The organism is Alcanivorax sp. HI0007 (genome assembly GCF_001635525.1).
Taxonomy (GTDB): Bacteria; Pseudomonadota; Gammaproteobacteria; order Pseudomonadales; family Alcanivoracaceae; genus Alcanivorax.
In genome coordinates, this window is record NZ_LWEJ01000255.1 from 1 (window position 1) to 16,877 (window position 16,877).

Consider the following 16,877-nt stretch of genomic DNA (forward strand, 5'->3'; position numbering starts at 1 on the left):
TGGCATTCGCCAGGCCATGGGGCGTGTGATAGTGGGCGCCGAAGTTGTGGGCAATGCCGTGGGCGTAGCCAAGACCGGCGCGGTGAGAAGCTGGCCTTTACTACCTTGCTTTTACTTTTTGTCGTTACCGCATTCATCCCGGACCTCCTTAACAGGGAAGCCGGCCTGCGAACCGGCAGGCCGGCACCCTGTATGTGACAGTTCAGTCTTTACGGTACTCAGTCATTGCGATACATGGTTACCACACAGGCACCACCCAGACCGAGGTTATGCTGCAAGGCCACCCGTGCACCGTCTACCTGACGCTTGTCCGCCTGACCGCGCAACTGCCACACCAGCTCAGTACATTGCGCCAGCCCGGTGGCGCCCAACGGATGGCCCTTGGACAGCAGGCCACCGGATGGATTGGTCACATACTTGCCGCCATAGGTGTTGTCACCATCCCAGATGAATTGCTCCGCACCGCCTTCCGGGCACAGACCCAGGCCTTCATAAGTGAGCAGCTCATTGGCGGTAAAACAGTCATGCAACTCGACCACATTGATGTCTTGCGGACCAATGCCGGCCTGCTCGTACACACTCTCTGCAGCCGCGCGTGTCATGTCGTAGCCGACCATCTTGATCATGGATTTTTCGTCAAAGCTGCTGGCGAAATCCGTGGTCATGGCCTGGGCGGCGATATACACCGGATTCTCAATGCCATGCTTTTTCGCGAACTCGTCCGAGCACAGGATCGCCGCACCGGCACCACAGGTGGGAGGACAGCACTGGAAGCGGGTGAGCGGATCAAACACCTCGTCGGACGCCATGATTTCTTCCAGCGACAGCACCTGGTTGAACAGCGCGTAGGGGTTGTTGCCGGCATGGCGGCGCGCCTTCTCGGCGATCTTGCCGAAGGTTTCCCGTTTGGTGCCGTGCTGCCACCGGTACTCGCGGCCCGCGCCACCGAACATCTGTGCCGCCGGCGGCGCCTGGTTGAAACCCTGCGCATCCATCATCACCTGCGCATGCTGACTCATGGGGTTTTCGCGATCATTGAACTTGGAGCCCAGCGCCCCGCGTTCCATTTTCTCGAAACCGAGCGCAATCACACATTCGGCCAAGCCGCCCTCGATGGCCTGGCGGGCCAGGAACAGGGCCGACGACCCGGTGGAGCAGTTGTTGTTCACATTGACCACAGGAATACCGGTCAATCCCAGCTCATACACGGCGCGCTGACCACAAGTGGAATCGCCGTAGACATAACCGCAGAACGCCTGCTCCACATCGCTGTACTGGATGCCGGCATCCTTCATGGCGGCGAGGCCTGCAGCCTTTGCCATCACATGGTAATCATCGCTGGCACCGGGCTTGGCAAACTTGGTCATCCCGACACCGATTACATTCACTCTACGTTTCATTGTCGTTTCTCCGAATTCGGGTGTTACAGGATTTGTTCGAGTTTGCGTACCAGCGACAGATCACCGTCCACGCGCATGTCGCCTTGCTGATACAGGGCGCGCAAGGCCACCTTGCCGGTAATCAGATCGGCCAGCTTGCCGTCGTCCAGTGTCATCACCGCCGCAGCGTCTTTTTCGCCGCTGGAGACAGCAGGCGACGAATCGGACAGGTCGATAAACCAGGCACTGTCAGGGCGTTGTACCTTGATCTGCAATACACCACCCTGCCCGCCGATGGCGGACAATTTTTCCGCCAGCTGCGGCAGCACTTTTTCCGCCTGCGGTTCTTTCTGCTTTTTCGGTGGCGCGGCGGCGGTGTCCGGCTGGCCGGAGGCCAGTCGCTTGTCCCGCGCCTGATCCACCAGCTTCGGGTCCATGCCCTGCAACACGGTGAGCTTGTTGGAGGCCATCACATTGCCGTCGATCTTCAGCTCGCCACCGAAGAACAGTTTCTGCACGGCGGCCAGGTCACCGCCAAACAGGGTCGGCGCATGTTTGGTATCCAGTTCCAGCGTCACATCCGCCTTGTCCAGTTGCCCCGGCCCGGCGGTGCCCGGTGCATTCTTCAGATCGATATAGAAATCCTGATCCGGGTTGCTGAACGCAAACTGGAAGCTGGTGCCGGTCTTCTCGATCAGGTCCGGGTTGTCGGCGATGAAGTGGCCGATGGCACTGAACACATCCACCATGGTCGGCTCCTGCGATTCGACCGGTGCGGCGGCAGCTTGTGAACCACCACCGTCAGCCACACGCTTGTCGCGTTCCTGTTCGGCCAGTTTCGGGTCCATGTCCTGCAACACGGTCAACTTGTTGGAGGCCATCACGTTGCCGGAGATTTTCAGCTCACCACCGAAGAACAGTTTCTGCACGGCAGCGAGATCGCCACCAAACACGGTGGAAAGGTGCTCGCTGTCCAGTGCCAGGGTCACGTCCGGTTTGTCAATCGTGCCCGGCCCTGCCGCGCCCGGTGCATTTTTCAGGTCAATAAAGAACTGCTGATCCGGATTGCTGAACTCGAACAGGAAACTGGTGCCGGTCTGGTCGACCAGTTCCGGCTTCTGCTCGATGTAGGTCGCCACCGCGGCGAACACATCGTCAGGCGTCACCGCCTGCTCCACCTGCGGCGCAGAATCTTCCTCGGCGGAAGCCTGCTCCGGCACCGGCGCCTCTGCCGGAATCTCGGAGAACAGCTCGATGGCGGCATTCTTCAGCACCACCTCGTTACGCTCTTTCACCCAGGTTTCGAAGATGATGCGGTTATCGGATTCCTTCCACATGCGTGTTTCCAGGGTTTCACCCGGGAACACCGTCTTGGCAAAGCGCACCTTGATGCTCTTGAAGTAACGGCCATCGTTATTGCTGAACGCCTTGATCACATGGCGGCCCGCGTAACCAAAGGTACAAAGCCCGTGCAGGATCGGTTTGTCATAGCCAAAGGCCTTGGCAAACGCCGGGTCCGCATGCAGCGGGTTCCAGTCACCGCACAGGCGGTACAGCAATGTCTGGTTGGCGTCGGTTTTTTCCTCGATCACCGCATCCGGTTCGCGGGCGGGCGGCACATTGATCTCGCCGGAATCGCCACGCTCACCGCCCCAGCCACCGGCACCTTTCACGAACGAGGTCATCTCGTTGTAGGCCACCTCGTTACCGTTCTCGTCGGTGGAAGTAATGGCGAAGGTGACGACTGCGTTCGGGTCCTTGTCCAGCGCCTTCTTGAATTTGAAGGTGTGTTTCAGCTTGGCATGCGGCGGCAGTGGCCGCTTGATCTCGGTGTACTGCTCACCATGCAGTAAGCGGTCAAAACCAAAGTTCATCCCCGGCAAGGTCAGCGCACCTTCCTTCGCCGCTTTCAGCATCGCGCCGATCTGCGGCATGACGCCATAGGTGGGCAACGCCTGGAAATTGCCGCCCAGCTCGTAGACGAATTTCAGTTCATCTTTATCGAGCGGGTCACGGGCGGCGCCAACACTCAGCGCGTACAGCGACAAATCATTTTCATCATAGGCCGATTCCAGCTCGACGCTTTCCTTGCTGGCCACATCCAGATCGATGAACTCGTTGCCGCCCAGAGACGGATTATTGATGTTGTCGAGGATCGGCGAGAAGGATTCGTTGACGTTGGACGGATGATCCGCGTCGGTAAAATCGGTGATCTTGTCCCAGCGACGGGCCACATCATCGACGCTGAATGCCTTGCCGAGCGGGAAGTTGTTGCCCTGGGTGCGCTCCCAGCGCAGCTTGCTGATGTAACCGGCGCCCACTTCGAAGATGCCCTTGGTCTCTTCACAGTCTTCATGACACAACCAGGCCACCAGTGGGCTGACCGCTTCCGGCTTCAGGTTTTCCAGCAGATTCGGCGGCATGATGGTTTCCGTCAGCCGCGAGGCGGCAATCGGCGCGATGGTATTCACATGAATGTTCTTGCTGCGCCCTTCCTCGGCCAGACAGTTGGCCAGCCCGGCCAGTCCCAGCTTGGCGGCACAGTAGTTGGCCTGACCGAAGTTGCCATACAGGCCCGCTGCCGAGGTGGTCATGATGATGCGGCCATAGCCCTTCTCGCGCATGATCGGCCAGGCCGCATGGGTCACGCTCATGGAGCCTTCCAGGTGGACTTTTAGCACCAGGTCCCAGTCCTGCTTCGACATCTTGGCGAAGCTCACATCACGCAAGATGCCAGCATTGTTGACCACGATGTCCACGGTGCCGAAGTTATCCAGGGCGGTCTGCACTATCGACTCGCCGTTTTCCACGGAGTCATAGTTGGCAACCGCTTTTCCCCCCATGGCCCGGATCTCTTCCACCACCTTGTCTGCGGCGGACGATGACTTGCCATCACCGTGGGCACTACCACCCAGATCGTTAACCACCACCTTGCAGCCGCGCTCGGCCAGGGTCAGTGCATGCTGGCGGCCCAACCCGCCCCCGGCACCGGTGACGATGGCCACACGATCATCAAAACGACGTTCTGCCATGATGCTTTCCTCTTTTCATTCCCGGGCCCACTTGCCGCGCGAGCCCGGGAAAATCTTTAGATAGAGCGGGAAATGAGTTCTTTCATGATTTCGTTGGTGCCGCCGTAGATGCGGTTGGCACGGGTGTCGATATAGGCGCGGGCGATGGGGTACTCGAGCATGTAGCCGTAGCCACCGTGTAGCTGCACACAGCGATCAACCACATTACTGAGCAAATCGGACACCCAGTACTTGGCCGCACAGGCTGCCTCGGGGGACAAGGCATTGCGCACCACCAACTCCATACAGCGATCCACATAGACCCGCGCAATCTGGATTTCAGAACGCATCTCGGCCAGTTCAAAACGGGTGTTCTGGAACGCCGCCACCGGCTTGCCAAACGCCTGCCTCTGTTTCACATATTCCACGGTGGTTGCCAGCGCATGCTCGGCAGCCGACGCACAGATGATGGCGATCATCATCCGCTCCCAGGCCAACTCCTTCATCAAGGCAATAAAGCCCATACCCTCGGCGCCCAGCAGGTTTTCCTTAGGCACCTTGACGTTGTCGAAGAACAACTCGCAGGTGTCCTGCCCGCGCATGCCCACTTTCTTCAGCGGCTTGCCCTTGGAGAAGCCCTCGCGATCCGCCTCGATAATCATCAGGGATACACTTTGTGCTCCCAGATCCGCCGGCCCGGTTCGCACCGCCACCACCGCCATGTCACAGAGGTAACCGTTGGTGATAAAGATTTTCGAGCCATTCACCACATAGTGATCACCCTCAAGGGTGGCAGTGGTCTTGATGCGCTGCAGATCGGAACCGGTACCCGGCTCGGTCATGGCCACGGCAGTGACCGCTTCACCGGTGGCCATTTTGGGCAACCACTGGCTTTTCTGTTCATGGGAGCCAAAGTTGTTGATGTAGTTGGCAACAATGTCCGAATGCAGCGCAAAGCCGCTGGCCGAATCACCCACCCGGGCCTGCTCTTCCATAAGAATCATCGAGTAGAGGCGGTCAACGCCGCAGCCACCGTATTCCTCGGGCATGGTGGCACACAGCAGCCCAAGCTCACCCGCCTTGTTCCACAGCTCGCGATCGAGATGCTGCTGCTCTTCCCACTTCTCGTGATAAGGGGCAATTTCCGTCTCGAAGAAACGTCGAGCGGTGGCGCGAAACGCTTCATGGTCTTCATTGAACAGGGTACGGGGAATCATTGGCGACACAGCCGCCGGTACATGCACGTCACTCATTACAGGTTTTCCACTGTTGATTCATAAACATGACAAGAACTCTATAACTTACAATACGTACGTTCAACTTGTTTTTAATCGTTCGCGCGCATAAGCTATATATCGTTTAGAATCAGCATCCTACGCCAGAGAAAGCAAACCCGACAACAGGCAGATAACGTCATGAAGGCACAGCGACGAACCCAGGAACAACGTAGCGATGCCATGCGAGAACGCATCATCCAGGCGGTACTCACGTGTCTTGAGAAGGACGGATTTGCAGGCACGACAGTGAGTCGCATCATCGAGGTCGCTGGCGTTTCCCGGGGAGCACCGCTACACCATTTCCACAGCAAAGCCGCCATGATTGCCGCTGCTGCCGAGCAACTGATTCGCCAGCAATATATTCAACTGGGCAAAGCCATTGCCAAGCTGCACGGCTCTGAGGACCGACTGGAAGAGCTGATCTTTGGCGCCTGGAAAAATGTCTTTGATCAACCGGAATACATCCCGTTGATGCAGCTACTGACCGCCAGCCAGCACGATCAGGAACTCGCCGCCATTTTGCAGCGCGTCTGGACATCCAGTTATTTCATCGTGGGTAACGCAGCCGATCACTACCTGGAGGCCACCAAGGAAGATACCGATGTGCGCTCGATGATGATGTTGACGCAATGGCTATTGCGCGGCATGGCACAGGACCTGCACATCGTTGCGGACAAGGCGCTGTTTGACCGTTATCTGAAGCTTTGGTGTGACACGCTTGCCCTTCACTTGCGAGCTAGGGCGGGCGTAACGACACCGCCCCCTTATCCACCCAGGTGGGATCTACCGCTGACTGATGTTTGACGGTAGCTATCTCAGCACGCCATGTTTATGTCAACGTATCGCTTATCCAATACTCGATATGTCACAGCATTTCGCCCCTGGCTAGCAGCGATAATGGCAGACAGGGGTATCCTCAGTTGAGCATACGCCAATAATACAAAGGTACCCGAGTATCGCTACGACTGATGCACAGGTGTTTATGGGCAAAGTCAGTGGAATTTCCAAGACAGGGAAGAGGCTGGCTACACCAATTACTACACTTTCAGTACGGTTACAGAAGCCGGACTGAAATACAGCCTAACCAGCTGATTTAAATAAAAGTACAAAGTCGAAAAAGGTGTTGCCCAACACGGTTAGCCCATCAAAAATAACCTGAAGATGGGGCCCGAACCCCTAGCGAGTAGCAGTGTATCGCAGCCCTCACGACAAGTCATCGAACGATGGAAAATCGCCAGCACAGCCAGGATCGTCCCACTGAAGAGACTCCAACACTCTATAATATTTTCCTTTCCACACAGGCATCCACCTTAGGCCCCAATGAGTGATCGTACATTCAGATGTAGTGTCAAATTAACTATCTCACTACAATTTACCCAGCCGATGCTCTCAAGGAGGCCATGCCAGTGGATCCCTCCTTTAAACCGGAATCTCTATTGGGATACCACGAAAGGATGACCGGTTACTGATCGCACTTCGCATGCTTCAGATTAAAGACTTCAGCTCGATATCCGTATTACTCAATGCGTCAGCGCTAACGCTCTTGCGTTGCTGGACCAACTGCTTGCCCACCATGAAAGCAATGGGCAGATTGACCGCGTCAACAGCAATGACAGAGCCCTCGAGCAGATAGAACACCGCAAATCCCTTATCATTGGTGGTGCCGCGCAGCACCCGCTGATCATGATTTTGCGACAGCCCAACCATCTGTAAGCGGACGTCATATTGGTTCGACCAGAACCATGGTGCGCTATCGTAGGGCATCTCCTCGCCCATCAAGGTCGCCGCCGCCGTACGCGCTTGATCAACCGCGTTGGCAACAGACTCAAGCCGTTGCATCTTTTCGAAAAAAAGATTCCGGTGGCGGGTACAGTCGCCGATTGCCAAGATGTCGCGATCATCAGTGCGGGTAAATTCATCCACGACAATACCGTCATCGCAGAGTAGGCCAGCGTTCTCGGCCAATGTAGTTTCCGGTATGACACCTATTGATACGAGCACGATATCAGCCGGAACATTGCCACCATCGGCCAAGGTCACGCCTGCCACACGCCCCTTATCACCCGCTTCGAAGCCAGTTACCGCCGTGCCAAGACGCACATCAACGCCAGCAGCAGTGTGCTTGGCGTAGAAAAACGTGGACATTTCTGGCCCCGTAACACGCTGCATCAAGCGTTCGGCGGCTTCCAGGACCGTGACATTAACACCTTTCTTGATAGCGCTGGCAGCCACTTCAAGGCCAATATAACCGCCGCCCACGATGACCAGGCGTTTACCCGGCACTAATTGATTGCGCAGAGCATCGGTGTCAGCGATATCATGCAGATAGTGTATTCCTTTCAAATCTGATCCGGGCGCTTTAAGGCGACGAACATGTGACCCCGTCGCCAGAACCAATCGATCGTATTTCAATGTGCTTTGATCCGACAACTTGATGCTTTTCGCGTATCGGTCGATCCCTTCGACGCGCACACCGAGCCGCAACTGCTGCCCCGCATTCTCATACACCGAACGCGGCTTCAGGTACAGAGACGACTGATCAACCTCTCCTGCAAGATAACTTTTGGACAAAGGTGGACGCTGGTAGGGAGGATGAGGCTCATCGCTCACCAGTACTACCTCATGCTGATATTTCTTTTGCAGCAAGGCTGTCAAGAGCGTACCGGCTGCATGTCCACCACCAACGATGACTGTCGTATCTTTCTTTTTGTTAACCATAGGTTGTCTCTTTTGTGCGCCTTGGAAGCGTATTTTCATATCCCAACACCGCAGGTGAGCAAGAGGCCGCGATATCGATCGCGCACGCACAGGATGCCTAACTGCTGAGCATCTCAGCATCCTCAAGTATCATCGCGGCTCCCTTCTCGCCGATCATGGTTGCCGGCTGGTTGGTGTTACCGCCGACCAGTGTCGGCATGATAGAGGCATCAACTACCCTCAAGGATCGCAGGCCGTGCACTCGCAGACGCGAATCGACCACCGCCATCGGATCCACACCCATCTTACAGGTTCCGACTGGATGGTAGGCGGACTCGCCGCTACGCCGCACCCATGCGGCCAGGTCCTCATCATTCTGCAGCTCCGACCCTGGCGACATCTCGACTTCGTGGTGCAAGCAGAATGCAGGCTGCGCCAAGATCTTACGCACCAGACGTACCCCGCGAACGAGCTGCTCGACGTCGGCGGATTCGGCCATGTAGTTGGGATCTATCAACGGGGCAGTGAACGGATCAGCACTGTGCAAACCAATCCGCCCACGCGACAATGGCCTAAGTCCGTAGATCATCACTATGTAGCCATAACCACTCATTGCGACCTTCATGTCCCTCCCGTGATCGGCGTACAGCATAGGGCCAAAGTGTAGTTGCAGGTCGGGTATCGCCTCCTCCGGCCGGGAGCGGATGAACCCGCCTGCCTCGGCGCCGTTGCTGGACAGCACACCGCGCCGACCGATCAGGTATTGCAGCAGTGCCCCCAGGCCCTTTAGCCAGTAGCTAGGATGCATCGAGATACTCTGGCGGCTGCGCGTTCTGGCGCGCACGAACACGTCGATATGGTCCTGTAGATTCTGTCCAACGCCCTCCAGGACATGACGCAATTCAATGCCATGCCGGTACAGCTCCTCACGCGGACCGATGCCGGATAACATTAGCAATTGCGGCGAGTTGAACGTTCCGCCGCAGAGCACAACTTCGCGCCCGGCACTGACCTGCACCAGCCCCTTAGCGCTTCGGTACTCGACACCGGTGGCACGGGTGCCATCAAGCAGCACACGGGTAACATGCGCGCCGCTGCGAACCGTCAGGTTGGAACGCTCCTCGGCGGGTTCGAGATAGGCGCGCGCATTACTGCACCGCATGCCGTCTTTCTGATAAGCGTAGTAGAACCCCACTCCCTCCTGCTCACTACCGTTGAAGTCCCTATTGAGCCGGTACCCTGCCTGCCTCGCTGCCTCAACGAAGGTCGCACTTAACGGGTTGGTGTAACGGCGCTCGGCAACATTGAGCGGACCTCCGAGGCCATGAAATTCAACCTCGGCCGGGTTCAGCTTCGGCTCGAAATGTTCGGATCTACGAAAGTAAGGTAGAACATCAGTGTATGACCACCCATCACAGCCCTGCCGCGCCCATTCGTCGTAGTCCCAGGCATGCCCGCGGATGTAGACCTGCGCGTTCATGCCACTAGAACCACCAAGCATTCTGCCCCGCGGCTGGAACAAGACACGGTCATGCATATGGGGCTGCGGTTCGGTATTGAACTGCCAATTGAATCGGCGGCTGAACATCAGCTGCAGGAAACCCAACGGCATGTTCACAAAAGGGTTACCGCGGCTCTCAGGTCCGGCTTCAAGCAGCAGCACCGAATAGCGGCCGCTCTCGGACAAACGGCTTGCAACCGCACACCCAGCAGAGCCCGCGCCGACCACCACATAATCGAATGCTTCAGGCGACACCCCGCTCAGACATTTCATTAACTTTTTGCCGTCAGCTTGACCATCAATTTGGAATAGCCCCGCACGAAGTTAGACTGCACACGCTCGGGCTCGCCAACAACTTCAATATTCTCGAAGCGTTTCAGTAACTCTTCCCACAGAATGCGAAGTTGCAGCTCGGCCAAGCGGTTACCCATGCAACGGTGAATGCCGTAACCAAAAGAGATATGGTTTCGCGCGTCCTTGCGATCAATAATAAGTTGATCAGGGTTTTCGAACTTGCGTTCGTCCCGGTTTCCCGAGGCATACCACATTAACACCCGGTCCCCTTTCTTGATGGTCTGACCACGAAGCTCAACATCCTGGGTAGCAACCCTGCGCATATTCGCCAACGGGGTTTGCCAACGGATGATTTCCGAAACCATATTCGGAATCAACTCCGGTTTTGCCTTCAGTTTTCTAAATTCCTCGGGAAACTGATTCAAAGCCAGCACGCCACCACTCATCGAGTTGCGAGTGGTATCATTTCCACCAACAATAAGCAGCGCCAGATTCCCGATAAACTCCATCGGCCGATTGATCAGGTCTTTTGTATCTTCGTTGCTCTGCAGCATACTGATCAAATCGAAACCGGGTTCTTCGCCGGAAGCACGTCGCGCCTCCTTGTCTCGCCACAGCCTGGAGAACGCCCTCGCCATATCTGCCGCGTCATCAAACATGACATCTTCGTCGGTAAATTCTCCACCCGTGGCGGATGCCGCGCCAGACAAACGATCAGACCATTCAACGAGTTTGTGACGATCCTCATAAGGGAAATCCAGCAACGTAGCGAGCATACGGCCAGTCAGTTCTTTGGACACCGCCGGCACCCAATCGAAAGGTTTATCCAGAGGCAAGCTGTCTAGCACTTCCGCCGCACGAGAACGAATCAGCCCTTCCATTTCTTTAAGGTTTTTCGGAGCAACGACGCCCTGCACCGCTCGGCGCTGTACATCATGTTTGGGCGGATCCATGGCGATAAACATTTCCACCGATAGTCCGTCCGGTGGATCACCCAGAATAATTTGCGGCTCAGAGGAAAACAGTTCATGGCTCTTGTCGACGAACAAAATATCTTCATAGCGCGTTATTGACCAGAAAGGCCCGAATGGACTGTTCTTCTGGTAATGTACCGGAGCTTCATCTCGTAACCGCTTAAAATAGGCGCGCCACTGATCTTGTCGATACAGAAAAGGGTTGCTGGTGTCGATATCTTCCAGTGCCAAGGTGCTAACATCAGGCAGGGGAGTTTCGACAAACTCCATTTGTGTGGAGCGAGAACCCACGGCCTTTCTCTTTGCCTTCATCAACATTTTCATGGTTTTAATCTGAAAATGCATTGGCACCACTTTCGACGAAACGTTGAAAACCTTGGTCTGCAAACTGTTGCTTGAGCTTGTTTTTGTTGACATAGCTTTCTCCCTGCTTACATCTGGAATTCAGGCAAATGCACGGTCATACCGTCCATCGCCTCAGTAATTTCTACCTGGCAGCCCAGACGCGAGGTTCTCGCCCGCTCCGGGGTCATGGACAGCATCTGTTCTTCCGCGTCACCAACCGTTCCGGTATTGCCGAACCACTCATCGGCAACAATCATGTGGCAGGTACCACAGGCGCACTCGCCGCCACAATCACCATCGATACCTGGCACGGCGTTATCAACCGCAACTTGCATAAGCGTAGAACCCGCCCTGAATTCCGTCACATGCTCGGTATCGTCATGTTCAATAAAGATAATTTTTCCCACAGCGCGTCTCCTAGTATTTATGTCTAACCTGAAGATTGGCTATATAGCGGCATGCCAGCGAGGACATTTCTTGACAGGACGGGGACATTTAAAGACAGTAATGACTTTCCGAGGAGAGGCTAATGGCAATAACTACGCAGAGTGATAGCTTGCAAAGCGTGGATGCTGATATCCCATCGAACTACTCACGCCTTATCGCCCGTGAACTTGGTCTGAGTGCACGAGAGCTGCCCCGACTCCTGCGCAAAACAGATGTGGATGTTACGCAATTACTCAAAGATGAGAGTCGACTCACCGCAACCCAACAGATGCAGATCTTGCGTAATGCTTTGGATCTATCCGGTAAACCAGAGTTCGGCTTGCGGTTGGGCAGGCGCCTCACCCCGGCAACCCATGGGGTGATGGGCTTTGTTGCTAACAGCAGCCCCGACCTTTATACCGCGCTGCAAGCCGTTCACACTTTCCTGCCTACGCGAGCAAGCTTTATTCAGGTGAACCTGCAAAACACTGAGGATTATCTGGAATGTGTTGTGAGCTTTCAGGTAGCGATGGACAACGACGTGGAGCGCTGCTTGGCAGATACTGTGATCAAGGCTTTTTTTGAAATTGGCGAGTTCATCGTAGGTCGCCCATTGTATGAATCAGAGGTTCATTTCCCCCATCCAGCCCCCGTCTACCAGGACATGTACCGGGAGTATTTACCAGGCAAAGTTTACTTCGACTGCAATCACTTCAAACTAAAATTAGCAATGGAGTTATGTCGAAAGCCGAACGCATCAGCCAATCATGAAAGCTATCATCTGGCCTTTCAGCAGTGCGAATCCATGCTTGCGCGCCTTCAGAACCCTGAACCGGACTATCGGACTCGGCTACAGAAAATGATGCTTTCCCGACCACCCGGGACACTGAGTGAAGATGAAGCCGCCGCCTCCCTCTTCATGAGCAAACGCACCCTTGCACGGAAGCTCAAGAAAGAAAACAGCAGCTTCAGAAAGATTCGCGATGAAGTGCTATCCAGGCAAGCAGCAAGCTATTTATGCGAGAGTCAGCTCTCGGTCGAAGCAACCGCTACACTGTTGAATTATCATGACACTGCCAGCTTCAGACGGGCGTTTAAACGCTGGTTTGGTCAGACTCCTGATCAGTACAGACAAAGGACGGGCACATAAGCCGTGCTGACAGTCAGCAATCAGCGCTGGTCATGACTTCTCATTCAATAGATCGTCTAGCGCTTGAGCACACCGTCTTTAATTACCACCCACACAAAGTCACCGATATCTTTTACGGTATACCGCCCGCCCTCGTTAAACCATGTTGCGACCCAATTTAACGCTCCCAAGCCGATAAGGCGCAAAAGATCACGATCTACATCCGCACGAATCAGGTTTTGAGAGGACAAGGATTGGATCATAGCAGACCAAAGAAGTTCGTATCTGTCTCGTAGATCAATCATTTCCTTGCGTGACTGGCCCTGCAAGGAGCGCCATTCAAAAAGGAGCACATAGACCATATCCGAACCGCCGACCAGTAACTCAAGGTGAGCATTAATGCCCTGACGCAACTGCTCTAGTGGTTCACTCTCCCCCCGAATAGCCTCAGACAAAGCTGTGGAGGCTTGCTCAAGCGCAAGACGCATCAGGTCTACCAGGATGCTTTCCTTGGAGGGATAACGGTAATGCAGGCTGCCAGGCAACATGTCACAAGCTTCGGCAATTTCTTTAACGGTGGTTTTATCGAACCCCTTTTGACGAAATAGACGTGCCGCAGCACCGAGCACAAACTCTCGATCCGCTTGCGCTACCGGTGTTACCTGATTTTTCTTTCTTCCCACAAGCCACTCCCATACTATAAGCCTTTGATTCTAGCATTCCTTTTAAAGTCGGCCCAGCCTTCCTGGCCGATGGCACTATTCGATCTATACAGATAAAAACACGCTGTCTACCTTATAATCTTGAATTTGGTTGGTTATACAAATAAAGTCCAATGAATGCACTTTACTTGGGAGCGATCCAATGGCTCTGGCAAACCGCAAGATTGGTTACGACGAGGTTGTAACCCGTGACATTCACTTTCCCATGAACATCGAAAACGTGGCTCGCCACTGGTTTCGCAACGACCCGTGGTCCACTCACTGGATGAATGCCATTCTCGCCGCCGTCCCCGACGGTGAACGCTGGGTGATGAATTCTGCAAGACGGCAGCTTGGCAAGCTTGACGATCCAGAAGTGCTGAACGCAGCTAAAGAATTCATTCGTCAGGAGCGCATTCATGCTCGTGAGCACGATGAAATGAACGCCATCGGCGTGCAACACGGGGTTCCCATCGACAAGGTTGAAGGCGTGTTCAAGCTGATCCGTAAGCAACTCCAACACCGCCTCAGTGACGATATGCAGAGCTCCATCGCAGCGGCGTTTGAACATTTCACGGCCATTATTTCCTCGGTACTGCTTGAGCACCCGGAGCTGTTTGACGAAACCCACCCGGATTTGCGTGCCATGCTCTACTGGCACTTTGTCGAAGAAACCGAGCACAAGAGCGTCAGTTATGACGTCTTCGTCGATGCCAGTGGTGGTGGCTACCGCAGTTACCGACTACGTATCAGTGGCATGCTACTGGCCATTGCCCTGGGCTTCCCCATTATGATCGGCAACCAGACCTATCTGCTCTACAAGGATCGTCAAATTCTGAATTTGTGGTCCGCCGCCAAAATGACCAAAGTCCTGTTCTGGCGTCCCGGCATTCTTTCCAAGGTACTCGCTGGCGTGCCCCCCTATTTCTCCCCCACTTTCCACCCGTGGGATGACGATAACCGTGATGTAATCCGGATCTGGAAACGCGCCTACGAAAGAACTGGCGACCCTCATAAGGCCTATCAAGCGCTCAGAGACCACCGAGCCAACAATGTACACGGTACATTCGAAACGCCACAACCTGAACCCGCATGGGGGCAGGCATGAAAAAGAAACCCTTGCACCCGTCAACTCAGGCGGCAGCTGTCATCACCGGGGCGGGTAGCGGCATCGGTCGTAGCTTTGCTTACGAAGTTGCCCGTCGAGGCGGTTCGGTACTGTGTGTCGATATCAATGAAGAGCGCGCCGAACAGGTGGCGATCAGCCTGCGAGCACTCGGTACTCACGCGGTAGCCCTGGGGTGTGATGTCGGCGATGAAAAACAGATGGCATACCTGGCGGAAAATGCCGAGCCTTTGCTCGGCAGGCCGGTAACCCTGGTAATCAACAACGCCGGCGTCGGCCTCGGTGGCCCAATCGGCGAGGTGTCACTTGAAGATTGGCACTGGTGCATGAACGTCAATCTATGGGGAGTTATTCACGGCTGCCATTATTTTGCCCCTCAGCTTCGCGATCTGGGCTATGGAGGCATCATCAATGTGGCCTCTGCTGCCGCATTCGGGTCCGCCCCGGAAATGGCCGCCTACAACGTCACCAAGGCAGGGGTACTGGCCCTGTCCGAAACGCTGTCTTCTGAACTGACCGGAACCGGCGTAAAAATCACGGCCCTGTGCCCAACCGTGGTCCCGACCAATATCGTCGAGAATGGGCGCCTGCCTGAACGTCGCCGTGACTTTGCCCGTTCAGCGATGACCCGCTATGCCCTCACCAACGCCGACCAGGTGGCCCGACAGACCCTCAGTGCCCTTGATCGAGGTGAGCTTTACATGCTGCCACAAATTGACGGCCGGCTTGCCTGGCGGTTGAAACGCCTGACGCCACGACTATACGCCCGCGCGATTGGCGAAGCTTACAGAATGCTGGCTGATTAAATCGCATTTGAGGAAACGGAACACGCAAGGAATTCAATATGGCCTCCATTCCTACAACAATTTTGAAGCTACTTTTTCGCGCCGGCATGAAGCGTGATATACGCGACCCGGACAAACTGGTAAGACATCTTCGCAGGGTGATGAACGCGCCTTTGGCCCCCTCTCTGCTGCCACGCGGAGTGCGACTCAAGCGAGGCAAGGTTGCAGGAATAGCTGGCCACTGGCTAGGCACCGCAGACCCACAAATCACCATACTCTACCTGCATGGTGGCGCCTTCATCGGCGGGCGGCTTGATACCTATCACCACTTTTGTGGCCGTTTGGCTCACGCCCTGAATGCGCGGGTCTTTCTTCCGGATTACCGACTAGCCCCTGAGCACCCCTTCCCGGCAGCAACGGATGACGCCTTTAATGTGTATCGTGAACTGATCGCAGACCCTCGCCCTGTGGTCATTGCGGGAGACTCTGCGGGAGGCAACCTGACGTTAGTCACATTGCTGCGTGCCCGTGATCAGCTGCTGAAAATGCCGGCTTGCGCCCTCGCCATTTCGCCGGCATCGGATGCGCGAGGCACCCTGATGTCCAGACAGGCGAATAGCGACAGCGATACCATGCTTTCCCATGGCATGATTGAGGTGGCAACGGATATCTATCTGGCCGGCGCGGACCCCGCTCACCCGTATGCCTCACCAATCACCGCGGATTTCACCGGCTTGCCCCCTCTACTTTTCACTGTCAGTAGCGAAGAGTGTCTGCGCGACGATACCCATGCAGCAGCACAATGCGCGCGAGATGCGGGGGTGCCCGTGCAGGTTCTGGAGCGCGATGATATGCCGCACGTGTGGCCCGTATTCACCTTTTTGCTACCAGAGGCAAAGCAGGACTTCCCTACCATCGTCCGAATTCTGGGAAAGTATCTGACCAGCAATAACGTCGGCAAAGCCCCATCCCAAACGGTCAATGCTAGCGATAGCGCCATAGTTGAGGTTGCATCATGAATATGGCTGCTGTTGCAATCCATAACCCTCGTCCCAGCGTTACTCCTGATCATGAAGTCATTATCATCGGCGCGGGAATTTCTGGAATTGGTGCGGCAATCCAGCTGCGTGCCGATGGCATCAAAGATATCTTGATCCTTGAGCGAAGCAAGGATGTGGGAGGAACCTGGCGCGACAACCGTTATCCGGGAATCGCTGTCGACATTACCTCGT

At 55.4% G+C, this 16,877-nt stretch carries 14 protein-coding genes; 6 read left to right on the forward strand and 8 right to left on the reverse strand.

Annotation, left to right across the window (positions count from 1 at the left end; all coding sequences use genetic code 11):
• Positions 1-218: 218 nt before the first annotated feature.
• From A3714_RS14320 to A3714_RS14330, 3 genes are read right to left on the reverse strand one after another with little or no spacing between them, the layout of a single operon-like run.
• The gene (locus A3714_RS14320; RefSeq protein ID WP_063508269.1) at positions 219-1,400 is read right to left on the reverse strand and encodes a lipid-transfer protein; all 1,182 of its coding nucleotides are present in this window, start codon (positions 1,398-1,400) and stop codon (positions 219-221) included.
• A 23-nt stretch (positions 1,401-1,423) separates the two neighbouring features.
• On the reverse strand, positions 1,424-4,411 hold the full coding sequence (locus A3714_RS14325; protein ID WP_063508268.1) for a peroxisomal multifunctional enzyme type 2: 2,988 nt from the start codon (positions 4,409-4,411) through the stop codon (positions 1,424-1,426).
• A gap of 56 nt (positions 4,412-4,467) precedes the next feature.
• The gene (locus A3714_RS14330) at positions 4,468-5,643 is read right to left on the reverse strand and encodes an acyl-CoA dehydrogenase family protein (protein ID WP_063508267.1); all 1,176 of its coding nucleotides are present in this window, start codon (positions 5,641-5,643) and stop codon (positions 4,468-4,470) included.
• A 204-nt stretch (positions 5,644-5,847) separates the two neighbouring features.
• Between A3714_RS14330 and A3714_RS14335 the strand changes: the two genes are divergently transcribed.
• The gene (locus A3714_RS14335; protein ID WP_052042950.1) at positions 5,848-6,471 is read left to right on the forward strand and encodes a TetR/AcrR family transcriptional regulator; all 624 of its coding nucleotides are present in this window, start codon (positions 5,848-5,850) and stop codon (positions 6,469-6,471) included.
• 681 nt (positions 6,472-7,152) lie between these two features.
• Here the strand turns inward: A3714_RS14335 and A3714_RS14340 are convergent.
• From A3714_RS14340 to A3714_RS14355, 4 genes are read right to left on the reverse strand one after another with little or no spacing between them, the layout of a single operon-like run.
• Complete coding sequence (locus tag A3714_RS14340; RefSeq protein ID WP_231866109.1) at positions 7,153-8,424, reverse strand: NAD(P)/FAD-dependent oxidoreductase; 1,272 nt, start codon at positions 8,422-8,424, stop codon at positions 7,153-7,155.
• A 58-nt stretch (positions 8,425-8,482) separates the two neighbouring features.
• Entirely contained in the window at positions 8,483-10,138 is a 1,656-nt protein-coding gene (locus tag A3714_RS14345) for a GMC family oxidoreductase (RefSeq protein WP_035248722.1), read from the reverse strand.
• Positions 10,138-11,550, reverse strand: coding sequence for a cytochrome P450 (locus tag A3714_RS14350; protein ID WP_035248723.1), 1,413 nt, complete (start codon positions 11,548-11,550; stop codon positions 10,138-10,140). Before A3714_RS14350 ends, A3714_RS14345 begins: the two co-directional genes overlap by 1 nt.
• Positions 11,551-11,564: 14 nt before the next feature.
• On the reverse strand, positions 11,565-11,885 hold the full coding sequence (locus A3714_RS14355; protein ID WP_008930234.1) for a 2Fe-2S iron-sulfur cluster-binding protein: 321 nt from the start codon (positions 11,883-11,885) through the stop codon (positions 11,565-11,567).
• Between the two features lie 122 nt (positions 11,886-12,007).
• Here A3714_RS14355 and A3714_RS14360 point away from each other — a divergent pair, with 122 nt between their 5' ends.
• Positions 12,008-13,054, forward strand: a complete 1,047-nt coding sequence (locus A3714_RS14360; RefSeq protein WP_035233471.1) for an AraC family transcriptional regulator — start codon at positions 12,008-12,010, stop codon at positions 13,052-13,054.
• A 56-nt stretch (positions 13,055-13,110) separates the two neighbouring features.
• Here the strand turns inward: A3714_RS14360 and A3714_RS14365 are convergent, their stop codons facing one another.
• A complete protein-coding gene (locus A3714_RS14365; RefSeq protein ID WP_063525805.1) occupies positions 13,111-13,716 on the reverse strand; it encodes a TetR/AcrR family transcriptional regulator in 606 nt (201 codons plus the stop codon).
• A 181-nt stretch (positions 13,717-13,897) separates the two neighbouring features.
• Here A3714_RS14365 and A3714_RS14370 point away from each other — a divergent pair, with 181 nt between their 5' ends.
• The 4 genes from A3714_RS14370 to A3714_RS17600 all read left to right on the forward strand — a co-directional run.
• Positions 13,898-14,842 carry a metal-dependent hydrolase gene (locus tag A3714_RS14370; RefSeq protein ID WP_008930237.1) on the forward strand — a complete coding sequence of 315 codons (945 nt, stop codon included), beginning with the start codon at positions 13,898-13,900 and terminating at the stop codon, positions 14,840-14,842.
• On the forward strand, positions 14,839-15,666 hold the full coding sequence (locus tag A3714_RS14375; protein ID WP_008930238.1) for an SDR family oxidoreductase: 828 nt from the start codon (positions 14,839-14,841) through the stop codon (positions 15,664-15,666). The genes A3714_RS14370 and A3714_RS14375 overlap by 4 nt, the downstream gene beginning before the upstream one ends.
• Positions 15,667-15,704: 38 nt before the next feature.
• Positions 15,705-16,664 (forward strand): alpha/beta hydrolase, encoded by a 960-nt coding sequence (locus tag A3714_RS14380; protein ID WP_035233473.1) that lies wholly within the window; start codon positions 15,705-15,707, stop codon positions 16,662-16,664.
• Positions 16,661-16,877, forward strand: a 217-nt coding sequence (locus A3714_RS17600; RefSeq protein ID WP_156493869.1) for an FAD-dependent oxidoreductase, incomplete at its 3' end; no start/stop codon positions are given. The genes A3714_RS14380 and A3714_RS17600, both read left to right, overlap by 4 nt.

Coding starts and splice junctions, on each gene's coding strand:
- A3714_RS14340 (WP_231866109.1), bottom strand. CDS start 8,424: ATGAAAATACGCTTCCAAGGCGCACAAAAGAGACAACCTATGGTTAAC.
- A3714_RS14350 (WP_035248723.1), bottom strand. CDS start 11,550: ATGTCAACAAAAACAAGCTCAAGCAACAGTTTGCAGACCAAGGTTTTC.
- A3714_RS14370 (WP_008930237.1), top strand. CDS start 13,898: ATGGCTCTGGCAAACCGCAAGATTGGTTACGACGAGGTTGTAACCCGT.
- A3714_RS14335 (WP_052042950.1), top strand. CDS start 5,848: ATGCGAGAACGCATCATCCAGGCGGTACTCACGTGTCTTGAGAAGGAC.
- A3714_RS14325 (WP_063508268.1), bottom strand. CDS start 4,411: ATGGCAGAACGTCGTTTTGATGATCGTGTGGCCATCGTCACCGGTGCC.
- A3714_RS14375 (WP_008930238.1), top strand. CDS start 14,839: ATGAAAAAGAAACCCTTGCACCCGTCAACTCAGGCGGCAGCTGTCATC.
- A3714_RS14360 (WP_035233471.1), top strand. CDS start 12,008: ATGGCAATAACTACGCAGAGTGATAGCTTGCAAAGCGTGGATGCTGAT.
- A3714_RS14345 (WP_035248722.1), bottom strand. CDS start 10,138: ATGAAATGTCTGAGCGGGGTGTCGCCTGAAGCATTCGATTATGTGGTG.
- A3714_RS14330 (WP_063508267.1), bottom strand. CDS start 5,643: ATGAGTGACGTGCATGTACCGGCGGCTGTGTCGCCAATGATTCCCCGT.
- A3714_RS14380 (WP_035233473.1), top strand. CDS start 15,705: ATGGCCTCCATTCCTACAACAATTTTGAAGCTACTTTTTCGCGCCGGC.
- A3714_RS14320 (WP_063508269.1), bottom strand. CDS start 1,400: ATGAAACGTAGAGTGAATGTAATCGGTGTCGGGATGACCAAGTTTGCC.